Source organism: Methanosarcina sp. 1.H.A.2.2 (assembly GCF_000979975.1).
Classification (GTDB): Archaea; Halobacteriota; Methanosarcinia; order Methanosarcinales; family Methanosarcinaceae; genus Methanosarcina.
Map to the genome: position 1 here is coordinate 1 of NZ_JJQL01000011.1, position 13,384 is coordinate 13,384.

General features: G+C 42.3%; 14 protein-coding genes. 10 read left to right on the forward strand and 4 right to left on the reverse strand.

Annotated elements, in window-relative coordinates; translation table 11 throughout:
* Positions 1-205: 205 nt before the first annotated feature.
* Positions 206-1,156, reverse strand: a complete 951-nt coding sequence (locus EO93_RS02285; RefSeq protein WP_048160990.1) for a PGF-pre-PGF domain-containing protein — start codon at positions 1,154-1,156, stop codon at positions 206-208.
* Positions 1,157-2,103: 947 nt separating this feature from the next.
* Between EO93_RS02285 and EO93_RS02290 the strand changes: the two genes are divergently transcribed.
* Both EO93_RS02290 and EO93_RS02295 read left to right on the forward strand, forming a co-directional pair.
* Entirely contained in the window at positions 2,104-3,219 is a 1,116-nt protein-coding gene (locus EO93_RS02290; protein ID WP_235284078.1) for a hypothetical protein, read from the forward strand.
* Positions 3,220-3,498: 279 nt separating this feature from the next.
* Positions 3,499-3,903, forward strand: coding sequence for a DUF356 domain-containing protein (locus EO93_RS02295; protein ID WP_048135570.1), 405 nt, complete (start codon positions 3,499-3,501; stop codon positions 3,901-3,903).
* 275 nt (positions 3,904-4,178) lie between these two features.
* Here the strand turns inward: EO93_RS02295 and EO93_RS02305 are convergent, their stop codons facing one another.
* Complete coding sequence (locus tag EO93_RS02305; RefSeq protein ID WP_048160993.1) at positions 4,179-4,907, reverse strand: class I SAM-dependent methyltransferase; 729 nt, start codon at positions 4,905-4,907, stop codon at positions 4,179-4,181.
* 589 nt (positions 4,908-5,496) lie between these two features.
* On the opposite strand from EO93_RS02305, the gene EO93_RS02315 reads away from it, so the two are divergent.
* The gene (locus EO93_RS02315) at positions 5,497-6,630 is read left to right on the forward strand and encodes a Glu/Leu/Phe/Val dehydrogenase (RefSeq protein WP_235284079.1); all 1,134 of its coding nucleotides are present in this window, start codon (positions 5,497-5,499) and stop codon (positions 6,628-6,630) included.
* Between the two features lie 89 nt (positions 6,631-6,719).
* Here the strand turns inward: EO93_RS02315 and EO93_RS02320 are convergent, their stop codons facing one another.
* Together EO93_RS02320 and EO93_RS02325 are read right to left on the reverse strand one after the other, a co-directional pair.
* A complete protein-coding gene (locus tag EO93_RS02320; protein WP_048160995.1) occupies positions 6,720-8,087 on the reverse strand; it encodes an acetate--CoA ligase family protein in 1,368 nt (455 codons plus the stop codon).
* A 188-nt stretch (positions 8,088-8,275) separates the two neighbouring features.
* The gene (locus EO93_RS02325; RefSeq protein ID WP_048135565.1) at positions 8,276-8,632 is read right to left on the reverse strand and encodes a helix-turn-helix domain-containing protein; all 357 of its coding nucleotides are present in this window, start codon (positions 8,630-8,632) and stop codon (positions 8,276-8,278) included.
* Between the two features lie 232 nt (positions 8,633-8,864).
* Here EO93_RS02325 and EO93_RS02330 point away from each other — a divergent pair, with 232 nt between their 5' ends.
* The 7 genes from EO93_RS02330 (at position 8,865) to EO93_RS02360 (ending at position 13,300) form a co-directional block, all read left to right on the forward strand.
* The gene (locus tag EO93_RS02330) at positions 8,865-9,524 is read left to right on the forward strand and encodes an NAD(P)/FAD-dependent oxidoreductase (RefSeq protein ID WP_048135563.1); all 660 of its coding nucleotides are present in this window, start codon (positions 8,865-8,867) and stop codon (positions 9,522-9,524) included.
* 149 nt (positions 9,525-9,673) lie between these two features.
* Positions 9,674-10,012, forward strand: coding sequence for a cupin domain-containing protein (locus tag EO93_RS02335; protein WP_048138216.1), 339 nt, complete (start codon positions 9,674-9,676; stop codon positions 10,010-10,012).
* Positions 10,013-10,081: 69 nt separating this feature from the next.
* The gene (locus EO93_RS02340) at positions 10,082-10,426 is read left to right on the forward strand and encodes a CGGC domain-containing protein (RefSeq protein ID WP_048135559.1); all 345 of its coding nucleotides are present in this window, start codon (positions 10,082-10,084) and stop codon (positions 10,424-10,426) included.
* A 197-nt stretch (positions 10,427-10,623) separates the two neighbouring features.
* Positions 10,624-11,079, forward strand: coding sequence for a hypothetical protein (locus EO93_RS02345; RefSeq protein ID WP_048135558.1), 456 nt, complete (start codon positions 10,624-10,626; stop codon positions 11,077-11,079).
* 206 nt (positions 11,080-11,285) lie between these two features.
* A complete protein-coding gene (locus EO93_RS02350) occupies positions 11,286-11,654 on the forward strand; it encodes an ATP-binding protein (protein WP_048138209.1) in 369 nt (122 codons plus the stop codon).
* Positions 11,655-11,976: 322 nt separating this feature from the next.
* Positions 11,977-12,324, forward strand: a complete 348-nt coding sequence (locus EO93_RS02355; protein ID WP_048138208.1) for a carboxymuconolactone decarboxylase family protein — start codon at positions 11,977-11,979, stop codon at positions 12,322-12,324.
* A 154-nt stretch (positions 12,325-12,478) separates the two neighbouring features.
* On the forward strand, positions 12,479-13,300 hold the full coding sequence (locus EO93_RS02360; RefSeq protein ID WP_048160996.1) for a TrmB family transcriptional regulator: 822 nt from the start codon (positions 12,479-12,481) through the stop codon (positions 13,298-13,300).
* The last annotated feature ends 84 nt before the right edge of the window (positions 13,301-13,384 follow it).

The window sequence follows — 13,384 nt, forward strand, 5'->3', positions numbered from 1 at the left end:
ATTGACCGTGATCTTAATGCTTCTATCAATATTCTCAGACTGGGATTGCAGTCTGTTCGTAAAACCGATAGATGACCCTCATTTTAATGAGGGGAGCAGTCACAATACAAGTGAAAAGAAAAAGTCATGCTAATTTTATATGTTTACGCATGATACCTCATCAAAAAAAATAAGGGAAATTAGTTTCCCTTAAAAATAAGGGAAATTAGTTTCCCTTAAGATATGCGAGAATCATTTCAAGTATATGTATTATCTCACTTCTTTTTAGACCGTTTGTTTCTTCTGTATTATTATCCGAAGATGTTGATGTAAGAGTATTATTTACAGTTATTGTTTTGCTTGTAATTGCAAATGTGGAATATTCAGATACTTCAGCTGTAAAGTACACATACGTTGAATCCTGTCCTGTTATTGTAATTGGTACTGCTACCCATTCACTATTATCATACATATTCAGGACAATGGATGATTTATCAAGACCATTTGCTTGAAGCCATGTCTTTTCAACTTTAAAATTAACAGCTGCATCTTCAATATCATTTACATTATCACTGTCGATCCATATGTTAAATGACTTGTAAATATCACCTGTTGGTTTCTTAACTAAAGATGTATCATCTTTCAGATCTTCGATAACAACTTTTGCCTTACCTGAATCTGTTGTTGATTCAAAATATATATTGTTGACAACTGAATTGTCATTCTTAACATCAACAGTTACCTTCTGGCTATTATCCATGTTTACCTGTGTTGTTTCTACATACTGGATATTAGTCTGTGATGAATCATCTATAATTGTGACATCACCATTATATACAGAAGAATTGTTAGCTGTGATGTAATCCTCGTCTGTGTTTACAGATGTAATAATATCATCATCTGAAGACTCATAATTATAGTCATCGTCAGAATTGTAAATATCGTTATCTGTTGATATTACAGTAGTATCAACTACAACAGAATCATCTGCAACAATAGTATCTTCTTTTTCAACAGAATTTTCATTAGTGTCATCAGAAACATCAACAACAGTAGTTTCATCTTCAATAGTCGAATTGTCTCCTGATGAATTTGCCTTCGCCCCTGCAGTAGCGCATGGGAGTACAGCCCCAAAAATAAGGACTGTAACTAATAGTATTGACAGATATTTTTTCATCCTCTATACCTCTTCCAGGGGATTACCTGTAGAATTATTTTGCAAAATATGTTTTTCAAAATTTTTACTTTTGATCTCACCAGGAACTATTTTTCTCCAATAAGTACGTCCTGGGTTTATCGAGCCTATGGTTTAATTCACTTTCGGCTGGCTTACTGCAGTAAAATTATGTGAATTTTGCCTTCCAATTGCGATATTGTTGAAATCAGGATATAGCTTCTGTATTTCTCCCGTCTTTTCCTTTGTATCATTTGTGAAAACTCACTAAAAAATGGATTTTAGGGATGGCAATATAACTGGCAGTTTATTAAGAGTTGAGAAACACTACTTTTCTTGACTCTTTTTCAGGTCTCCCGCTTACCTTAAAAGTATTTTATGTATAGAATTATTCATAACACTATAAAAAAATCAAACTTAAAATTAAAATCGCAATTCTTATCTGTAAAAATTATATTTATTTGAGAAGTAGTGTTTTGAGGGCATAAGGAGCACAGGAATATAATCGGTGAGATAACTTTTCCAGTGAGAAAGCCTTTTCGTCAGCTATCCCCAAGGCTAATCTTAAAAAGCCGGCTGGAGCTTTACCCGTCCTTGTGCTGCGACTTTTAGCTATCTGGCTTATTCTTATTGTCTTACACTGCTCTCTTTGACGTTAAAACGGGAATAACAGGTCTTCTTTTAAAACGCATGATTCTCAAGTCCGTACCTTCGTTTTATACTCTTAAAAAGGTGAGCTCATGAAAATGCGAATTTTTCTAATAACTGTCTTATTTGTTCTATTAGCAGTTTCTTCTCCGGCTTCAGACGTTGTTCCTGATTTACAAATAGATAATATTTACAATCAAGCGAGTAGTCCCGAAACCTCGTACACTTCTTCTCAGTCCACTGTTTCAAAACCAGATTTGTCTCTAACTGAAAGCAGTAGACTAGGACTTGTTTCCGGGGATGTGGCAGAGTATAAAATCAAGTTATACGTTGGGCCCGGAGAATATGACAGTATCACTCTTACCAACTATGTGCAGGAGAAAAGTCCCTGGAATACAAAAGCGGATAAAAATCTGGTGATTCTGCCAGGGCATGCTTTGACTGAGAAATTCTATTCCGACATGGCGATATACTATGCTCAGCAGGGGTACAGCGCATATATCCTGGATAGGAGAGAGACAAATATTCCAGTGGATGAAACTGATTTCAGTTTTATGCAGGACTGGACTTTTGAGGAATACCTTCAGGACACATACAAAGGTATCAATGTCTCAAGAAGCCATACAGCTCTCTTAAACGGAAAATCTGCAGAAAACATAGAGGTTACAGCAATCGGTCACAGTCATGGAGCACTGCTTCTAACGGCTTATGAGGCAAGTGAGTATGACGATCTCCCTGCAGGCTCTGTTGACAGAGTAGTGCCTGTTGATATTATTATCAAATATAATCCAAAAAATTCGGAATTAATACAGAATCAGACTCAGGAATTTGCTTCCATTTCCGAAAGTATCGAAAAAGGAGGTTATAATGATAGTAGTATGGCAGGTATGATGTACAGAGGCTACAAGGCTTCTACAGAGCCTGAAGGGCACGATTTCAATCTTACATTCACAAACAGGCAGTTTTTCAGGCTCATGGCAAGCCAGACATATAGTTTTTCCGAATATCCCTATACTCCGGACTATCACTACTGGAGCGGGGATCTTAGCGGCCTCTATCATGTTGACGAAAACCGGCTGCTCAATTTGACTTTAACCGGGGGAGCTGTCCCTTATACGCCAAAGTATCTGGACCAGTATATGGCCGGCCTGATGGGCAATGTGGAGGGGTATGAGATAAATTCTTCCAGAATAGACTCTCCGGTACTTTATGTAGGACTCGGAGGAGGCTTTGGCGATTACGGCGCATGGTGGTACGAAGATGAGGTAGGAGAAACGAACAGCAGGGTTACTACTATAAGCTGGAATAACCAGGGGCATGGTAGCCTGTTGATCGATCGCAATTCCTCTGAGTTATGGGCACTCATAGATGATTGGGTGGATGGAAAACAACCAATAAAAAGATCACATGAAATCTGAAAACAATCCTGTGTTAAATCAATAAGGCAGTGCACCGCAAAAAAGGATTATTGATTCGCACCGCCTTTTGATTGATGAGTTTACCTTTTCTTTTCCAGAAAATATACTTAACTCTACTAATATTTAAATTGAAGGTGGTTATGCAGATAGCGTCCGGTATGAGGCGACCTGTTGAACATTCTAAATTCATTTTTCACTGAAAATCTGCTTTTTTGAGTAAAAATTGGAAAACAGTTATATGGTTTGGGAGTGACTTAAAAGCTTGTTGGTGTGTTAAAAATGAAATCTTTTGCATTAGTCCGGGCAGACGACCCGGCAAAAGTAAGAATCGCATTACACGACCTGGAAATATATGGAGACATTCAGTTTTCAACGAATCCCAGATGTGTTGAAAACGATTATGCCGATGCGCTTCTTGTTAGTGTAATGGGGGTGCCTCTCAGGTCAAAATGTAACTCTGCTGCACTTGTGGAACTGAGTAATAATGCAGGGACAGCGATTAGCAGGTTGAAGAAAATTCATCCTCCGGCACATGTAGTCATCATCAGTCCGAAACATCAGGTCTTTGAAGAGATTACAGGCGAGTTCCAGAAGTATCCTGAATTTGATCGGTTGTTCAGTCAGGAAGGCCTGAATAAGGCTCATGGAAAATTGGAAGCAGGCAAAAAAATGATGAATGAATAAATAACCTGGTTTGTAGAAGTCCTGGCAGTCCCTGATTTACCTGCTTAACTTTCCAGAGTAAAACCTGAATTGCATTCTTATCCGATGTACATTATAGACTCCAGGACTTCTGCAATACCAAAAATAAACAAATTTTATTCCGGACTTAACTCCAATTTGGCATATTCCTTACAAAAAAGCGGATTTAAGGTTATGCTCAAAAAAGTTATCCGTAAAATTGTAGACCAGAGCCTTGAGCCCTCCCCTAAAGTTTCATTCATGGGACCCGGAAGGTCTTATGACATCTTCGATAATATCACATGATACCTGTACTCATAGTACATGGACTTTACATATTCCATTTTGAATCCATGCATATTGGCAATTTTTTCAATCAGGTAGGGGTTGTGAGTATCCCCAATTATATCTCCGGGACGGTTTTTCAAAATACCCGACACTTGCCTTAAGCACCCCATACCAACTTTGGACAAACTCTTCCATAATCTAAAGTTCTCTGAAAACCATCCGAGTTTCCATAAAGAATACAGCCTGGGATCAATTATATCAAAAAAGACTATTTTTCCTTCCTCATTGAGATATCCGGATGCGTTCCGGATAAAAGCATCTATTTGCTCAGGTGTCAGATACTGGATCACTGCGGTTGCAGTAATTCGATCAAACGATAAGCTTAATTTATCCCAAACAGTGTTGTCATCTGCAAGGATTAAGTCTACGTTTTTGTATTTCTGCTGCCAGATTTTCTTTTCAGCTTCAAAAAGCATGGAGCTTGAAAAGTCAGCCCCTACTACTCTCTCATATTTTGGAATATAATATATCAGAAGTTCTCCTGCACCGCACCCAAAATCGAGGAGAGTTTTACCTCCACCTAAATGAAACAATTTTTCCTGAGCTTCTTTAGCAAGAAACTCTTCAGTTGAAAACCGGTGTCCCCCTTTCTTTTTATCTGAAAAATACTCTTTCCAGGAAAATTCTGATTTATTTAATACTGTTTCCATGTTACTCATCCTGTTCTTTACCCATCCTTCCGATTTCCGGGTTCTATTCTGGAGAAAACACGAAAGTAAGGCTAAGGCTGGAAATGATTACAAACGATTACTTTTTTAAGAGACTTACTCAGAAAAATATATTTGATACTATAAATCTCCTGGATTATTATATAGTTTTTGAAATAATATTCCTAAAATAAATTACTGTCCTCTCTTTCATAGGCTTCCTGCATCCTGCTAATTACATCTGTGTGGGAACTTGCTGCCCTTGCGCCCGGCTCCCTGTTTCCAGCTTTATAGAGCTATCACAGGCTTCTGTTCCATACATCTCTAAGAAACGTTGAGGAATCTGAACCCGTTTTTTTTGGAAATACGAAGAATAGATAAAAACGACAAAAAGATAGGAACTCAAAGTTTTGCAGCACAAAATTCTTTTTATCTGCTTTTTTCATGTATCTCAGGTGCTTCAGCTTCCACAAAAAAGTGCCCTCTTTTAGGGCGAAGGGGACATAAAACATTTCAAGGTGCAGGATCATAATTAATACAGTTCTGAAATTATCTGAAAATCATAAAATGAAACTCAGGTACAAAGAGGGGGATTAAGTTAATGGAGGACATGTTCAGATTTGCGGATGAGCTTGGGCCATTTAAGATCATTCATGTTTACGAACCGTCAGTTGACCTGAAAGCGATTCTTGTGGTGGACAACATCGCGCGGGGGCCTGCTATTGGTGGGGTAAGGATGGCCCCTGATGTGAGTACTGAAGAATGTTTCAGGCTGGCAAGAGCCATGACCCTTAAGAATGCAGCTGCAGATTTGCCTTATGGAGGTGGGAAGATTGTCATGTACGGGGACCCGAAAATGCCTCTGGAAAAGAAAAGACAGATGCTGCGGGCTCTTGCCAGTGCCCTCAGATATACGGAGGAGTACATCTTCGCCCCTGACATGGGGACGGACGAGGTGTGCATGGCCTGCATAAAAGACGAGATCGGAAGAGTGGTGGGTTTGCCATGCGAGGTGGGGGGCATCCCGCTTGATGAAGTAGGGGCCACAGGCTGGGGGGTTGCACAAGCTACCGAGGTAGCGCTGCAATACTGTGATTTCGAGCTGAAAGGGGCTCGTGTGGTTGTTCAGGGCTTTGGGGCTGTTGGGAAGCATACTGCCCGTTTCCTTACCCGGAGGGGCGCGGTTCTCGTAGGGGTCGCTGACTCCCGGGGTGCGGTCCACGATCCGGAAGGGCTTGATGTGGATACCCTGATCAGGCTTAAAAAAGAGGGAAAAAGTGTGCTTGATTATCCTGGCGGGAAAAAGCTTGACAGTGATGCAGTTATCGTCATTCCTTGCGACATATGGATCCCGGCAGCCCGTCCAGATGTGATCAACGAGAGTAACGTCCATCTTCTTAACACTAAACTGATTATTGAGGGAGCAAACATTCCGATCACAGAGGGTGCGGAAAAAATCCTCTATGAGGCGGGTATTCTTTACGTCCCGGATTTTATTGCAAACGCAGGCGGCGTGATCTGTGCGGCATCAGAGTATCAGGGAGCCACCCAGTGCACAGCTTTCGGGTCAATTGAAGAAAAGGTAAAAAACAACACGTTTCAGGTACTGGAAGCTGCAAAAACGAAAGGAATCCTGCCAAGGGAAGCTGCAGTCCAGCTTGCCGTAAAAAGAGTTAAGCGAGCCATGGGGTACAGGCGCTGGTCAATCTTTTCTTCGGCGCCGGGCTTTGTGTAACCTTTCTATGATTCCCTAATTTCATCCTTTTCTTTTTTTATTCCCGGCGATTCAGGGTTCTTCTGCACTCAAATCGAATTTCAGTTTGTTTACCCTTTCCTTCCGCAAAGCACGGCTGCCGCCCGGACCACACTTTCAGGGGTGAAAAAGACCGGCATTCCGGTGGCTGTAAAAGCTGAAGCCATTTCCCGGCTGAACTTTCCCCCCGGAGAGCTGATCAGGATAGGTTTCCCGCAGCTTTCAGCAAAATCCCTGATTTTTTCCGCAACTCCTTCGGTAAGAAGAGGCGGACCCCAGAGCAGGCTGACAATTGCAAGGTCATATTCTTCCGCGGGAGCCTCCTGCAGGGCAGCAATATAATGTTCATCCCGCACACTACCTGTCAGGTCTATAGGGTTTTTTACGGAAGCAAAAGCCGGAAGTCTCTCCTTCAGCTTCCTGACCGCAGCTTCGGAAAGTTCAGGGACTTTGAGCCCTGCTTCCTCACAGGAGTCGGCAATGGAAATGCCTATCCCTCCTCCGTCAGTTATTATCAGGACCCTTTTTCCTTCTACAGGGGAATACCGGTTGAGGACTTTGCAGGCATCTTTCAGTTCTTCATAACTGGCGACCTCTATTATGCCCGTTTTCCTAAAAGCGGCTTCATAGGCTTCATACATCCCGCTAATGGCACCTGTATGGGAACTTGCTGCCCTTGCGCCCGGCTCCCGCTTTCCAACCTTGAGAGCCACCACAGGTTTCCTTTTTACACAACTTGAAGCAACTTCAAGGAATCTCCGCCCGTTTCCTACGGATTCAATGTAAAGGGCAACGGCCTTTGTGGCGTCGTCCTGTGCAAGAAATTCAAGGCAGTCGCTTTCGTCAACATCGACCTTGTTTCCATAGCTCACGACCCTTGCAACGCCTGCCCCCTCATTTGCCAGTTCGTCCATAATCATAGCGGCAAAAGATCCGCTTTGCGTAAGCACGGAAACCCCGTTTCTTACAGGTCTTTCTATTTTTTCCCGCTCTATAAAAAAGGTATCCACGTTTGAGATGGTGTCATATATTCCAAGGCAGTTGGGGCCCATAGCCCTGATACCTTTCTCTATTAAAAGAGCTCTCAGCTCGTCTTCCATTTTCTTTCCGCCAGCCCCCGTTTCCCTAAAGCCGGAGCTGACAATTATGGCTCCTTTTATGTTTTCCACAGGCCCTTTCAGAATTTCAAGAACAGCTTTAGCCGGGACTGCAAAAATAGCAATATCAATCCTGTCTTCAATCTCTCCGGGAGCCGAATAACATTTAAGCCCCTCAACTTCCCTGTAGCCAGGGTTTACAGGATAGATCTTTCCTTTAAAACCCATTTCCAGGAGGCTTTTCAGAACCGTATGGGAGAGTTTCTCAGGGTTCGGAGACGCTCCTATCAAGGCTATGCTCTCAGGCTTGAAGAAAAAATCGATAGATTCTTCGAGATTCATTACTGCCTCCGGGGTTATGCAGATTAATTGAGACCGTTTTTAATGCCTTGAGACTGTTTTTTATGTCCTTTTGCCTTTTCCCCTGCTTTATATAAGCTAGGACTCGTTAGTATAAAACAATTTCAATGCCGGGAAACCATAGTTTTCAGCCGTAATTTACAGTATTTTTTTGGGACTTCTTCGGGCGCTCAGTGGTCACAGTACATGCAGATGGCTTTCTCGCATTCTTCATTCTGGAATTTCCACTTTAGCCCCCAGCGTTTTATTGCCTGTATTATCTTTATAAAATCTATTCCGCTCTCTGTGAGGTAATACTCGGATCTTGGGGGATTTGTAGAGTCATCGACCTTTTTTGTGATCAGGCCTTCATTCTCAAGCTCTGTAAGCCTTTCCGAAAGGATCTTCGGGGTTATGTACCCCAGCTTTCTTTTCAGCTCGTTGAAACGTTTCTCTTTCTTTTCACCCTTGTGCAGTTCCAGGAGGATGTGGATTGTCCATCTTTTCCCGATGATGTTCATCGTCTTGTAGACGGTGCAGTCTTTCATAGTATAAACATAGAAACTGTCTGATATATAAATTAGTATATGTAATATACTGGTATCAAAAGGATACTATTATAAAATTCAATATTATAAAAATACTTTTAAATGATATATCTCTGTACAATGTACAGTCCAAGCACAGTGTAATAAAATTACATAACATGTTATGCTGCTGCCTGGCAGTTTGAGCATGCTTTAAAACTCTAATAATAAAGATGAGGAGAAAGGATCAACCGTGAAAGACAATTTACCGGAAAAAGGTGCAATCGTTCAGAGAGACCGTGAGACATACGCAATAGCCCCCCATCTTCCAGGCGGACTCGTGGACCCGGCAACTCTCCGAAACATCGCTAACGTTGCAGAAAAGTATGGGGCAGCTGCCCTGAAGATGACCTCTGCCCAGAGAATTGCAATCGTGGGTCTGAAAGAAGAAGACCTTGATAATGTCTGGGCTGACCTTGGCATAAAACCCGGTGCGGCCATAGGGCTCTGCGTAAGAAGCGTTAAGTTCTGTCCGGGGACAACCTTCTGTAAGCAGGGTAAGCAGGACGCAGTGAGCCTGGGCCTCAAACTGGACGAGAAATATCATGGGATGCCCATGCCTTCAAAACTGAAAATGGGCGTTTGCGGATGCCCAAACTCATGCGCTGAGCCTGCTATCAAGGATATAGGGATAATGGGCACGGCAAAAGGCTATAATCTTATGGTTGGAGGCTCTGCAGCTGCAACTCCCAGGCTTGCCGAGGTCGTGGCAAAGGCACTTTCTGAAGATGAGGTTCTCGATGCCGTGGACAGAATCATAACTTTCTACAAAAACTCGGGCACAAAAAAGAGGCTCGGAAAATTCATTGAGGACACGGGTCTTGAAGAGTTCAAAAATAAGGTCGGGCTCTAAGCCCCCACTGCTGTATAGTTTCGGAGATGCCTTCCTTCAAGACTGATTGAGTAGATTGGTACTGATCAGGCATATATAAAAACAGAACAAAAACAGAACAAAAACGCATGGCAAAAACGCAGAAAAATGGTCAAAAAGGGGAGAACGATATGAAAGTTGTTGAGATGAAATCTTCGCCGGAAAAGCCGAACCCTCATAACGTGAGCGTAAGGATGCTCTATGATACGGAAAATGCCCAGGCAGTACACATCGAACTCAAACCCGGGGAAGCCTTAAAAAAGCACGTCACCCCCACGGACGTCTTTTTCTACATTCTTGAAGGAAAAGGTGTCGTTGAAATCGGGGACGAACAGGAAGAAGTCAGCAGGGACATGTTAATCGAAAGTCCTGCAAAAATTCCACACCGCCTCCTGAACCCCGGAGACGGCATCTTCAGGGTGCTTGTTGTAAAAGCCCCAAGACAGAAAGAGTCTACCCGCCTGCTGTAAAACGTACAGCAAGTGTAAAAACAGTTATAACAATGGTTATAAAAACGGGTGTAAAAACAGGTGTCATACATGGAAGAAAAAACAAAACCAACAAAAATCGCGGTCGTCCGCTGTGACATCGTTTCGGAAGCCTGTCCCGGAGTGGGCTGCTTCAAAGCCTTCAATGAGAGGAAGTCCCACTTTGAGGCATATGATGGAGAAGCGCAGATTATTGCTTTCTTTACGTGTGGAGGCTGCTCGGGCAGGAGGGTTTACCGCCTGCTAAATGCTTTGAAAAAGCATGACCTCGATGTCGTACACCTCAGTTCCTGCATGCTCATGGAGGACAGCTATCCGAAATGCCCCAATATAGATACCATCAGAAAGACAATTCAGGATGCGGGTATAAAAGTGGTGGAAGGGACACACCACTGAAACCCTACTCATGCAAGCAAAACTCAGTGAACAAAATTTATTTCCGATTGGTAAAAACAGCCTCCTGATGTAATAAAAAATCAGGTTCTTTTCGAAAATACAGGTTGCGGATAATATAAGTTGAGAATACAAATTGCAAATTGAAAATACAAGTTGCAAGTTGAGAACACAAGTTGCAGATATACCAGGTTGATAAAATGGACTACGATACAACTCGGGACAAAAATATAGACGAAAACGAATCCTATGAGGGCGCACATCCTGAGCTTCAGGACCTTCCTCTTCCTCAAACCGACAATATGCTGTATTCTATTTTGAATTCTTTAAATCAGAACATCGCGAACTTTCATGCTTATCTAAAATTCAAGGACTATATCTCTGAAGATACCTTAAATACGGAGCTCTTGAAAAGAAGCATGGTCATTCACAGGGATTTTTCTGCTCTTTTTTTGCACACCAAAGAAGAACTGGTGTTTATCTATCCGGACCTTCTGGAGAAAGCAGAAAAAATTCTATTCAAAGGCGAAGCAGGCACGGACTTCATAAAGTATACCTGTAAAATGAGCAAAATGATAACTGATTATAAAGCAGTGTTGTACAGGGAAGGTTATTTGCCGGATTTCAAATGGCAGTTCATGTTAGCAGATGTTTGATCTCTTCGGTAAATCAGATACTTCGATAAATCAGATACTTCGATAAATCAGATACTTCGATAAATCAGATACTTCGATAAATCAGATACTTCGATAAATCAGATACTTCGATAAATCAGATACTTCGATAAATCAGATATTTCGATAAATCAGATAATATCTCTTCATAAAAGGAATTGATCTAAAGGGAAAGGGGGTTAATCTTCATGGTAAAACGAACAATTATAAAAATTGACGAGGAAAAATGCACAGGCTGCGGAAAATGTGTTGCACCCTGCGCTGAAGGTGCTATTCAAATCATAAACGGGAAAGCAAAAGTCGTATCCGAAGAACTTTGCGATGGCATGGGCTTCTGTATCGGGGTCTGTCCCGAAGGCGCCCTCTCTATCGAAGAAAGGTACACAGTTGAATTTAACAGGGAAAAAGCTGAAGCCCAGCCGAAAAAGAAAGACATCTCAATACGCTGTTTCGAATGCGGAGCCGGAGAGGACACTCATTACCTCATGCCCCTCAGGCACAATATGGAAAGTATCTGGGTCTGCACTCGTTGCCTTCCCAGGCTGATTCACGGTTGATCCATTAAATCTCTTTACTCAAAAATAGTCCGATTGAGCGAGCTGAGCTCACTGCTAAAACCCATAGATTAGCCCTCTTGAGCGCAGCGAAAAGGGCAGCGTACTGCAGAGTCGCAACTCTGCTGAAACGGACCTCGTGCTGTTGCGATTACATCGCAACTCCCAGAAAATCTCCGATTTTCTGTGATCCCTACGCGAAACTCGGGCGGCGGATCCACTTTTAATTCCTTTATTATTCCCATATAGTGTACATCCCAAGCTTTAATATTAATAATATCCAATTTACTAAATAATAACCATACCAAAACTGGGGGTTCATTATATGGGAGAACATGAAAAGTTAATTGAAGACATGAGTGAGAAACTGGGTTTTACCCCGGAGATCCTGAAAACCCTGGGGGAGCTGGACCCGGAGTTCCTGCACAAATACAAAAGATGTGACCATAAACTGCTGTCCGACGGAGCCCTGCCTGCAAAGGTCAAGATTATGATAGCTCTTGCAGTTGTCGCATCCAAGCAGTGTGAAAGATGTACTGTTGTACAGATGCAGAGTGCCCTTAAGAACGGTGCTACCAAAGAGGAAATAATGGAAGTTATGGATGTCATATTCATAACCTCAGGCGCGCCTGCCGTAGCAGCCTGCAGAGATGCACTGAAACTGCTCAAATAAAATTGAAATATAGGTTAAATTCTCAGGCAAGGCGTATTTTTTCAGGTATCCGAAACCAGAAACTGTTTTCGCATCAGATGTCGGTATTTTTCGGCATCTTATGCACAGGTCTTTTTTCGAAACTGTTTTAAGATATTAAACCTCAACTTCCTGTATGCAAAATGAAAAGCTTCTTCAGGACATCGGCCTCAATGCCTATGAAGCAGCTGCCTATCTGTCTTTGTTGAAACTGGGCGTTTCAGAAGCAAGAGCCATCTACAGGGATTCAGAAGTGCCCTATGGAAAGATCTATACAATCCTTGAAGCTCTGGCAGGAAAGGGGTTTGTGGAAGTCCAGGCCTCAAGGCCCAAAAAGTTTCGGGCGGTTGACCCTGAGCTTGCTCTTGATGTTTTTTTTGAGAAGCGAAAAAGCGAAATCGAAAGAGAAATGGCGGTTTTGAAAGGGATTGTTGAAGAGGCAAAGCAGGCCCTGAAAGCTGTCCAGGTCCAGAAGCGAAAAGATGAGGTCTTCTGGACAACAGCCATCACCGAGTCCGAAATCAAAAAATTTGCCACTTCCATATATGGAGAAGTAAAAACATCTATCTGTGTCATTCCTCCCATTTTCGGGATGCCTGTCATTGCCTGCCTGATTCCTGAAATCACAAGGGCCATTGACAGGGGAGTTAAAATCAGGCTGATGGTTTCTTCGCGTTTCAGGGCTCTCACTTCTCTCCTTTCCAGGCAGGAGGATGAAACCCTCGGAAAACTTAAAAAAGGCCTGGACGTCAGGCTCTTCCAGACTTTTAATTCCTGTTTTGGAGTCGTTGATGACAGCATTGTCATCCTTTTTCAACCCCACCCGAAAGACAGGGACCGGGTCCTTTCGGTTGTGAAAATCCGGGACATCGGGCTTGCAAAAAATCTCAAAGAGGAGTTTGAAATTCTGTGGAACGAAGGAGAGAAGCTTGACCTTCAAGAAGAACTAGTGTCTTAGAAACTTAATTATGGTGCATAATATTTAGACATTTTCTCATCAGCAACTTTTCTCGTAAACTTCCAGTTGATCTTATTTTCATGT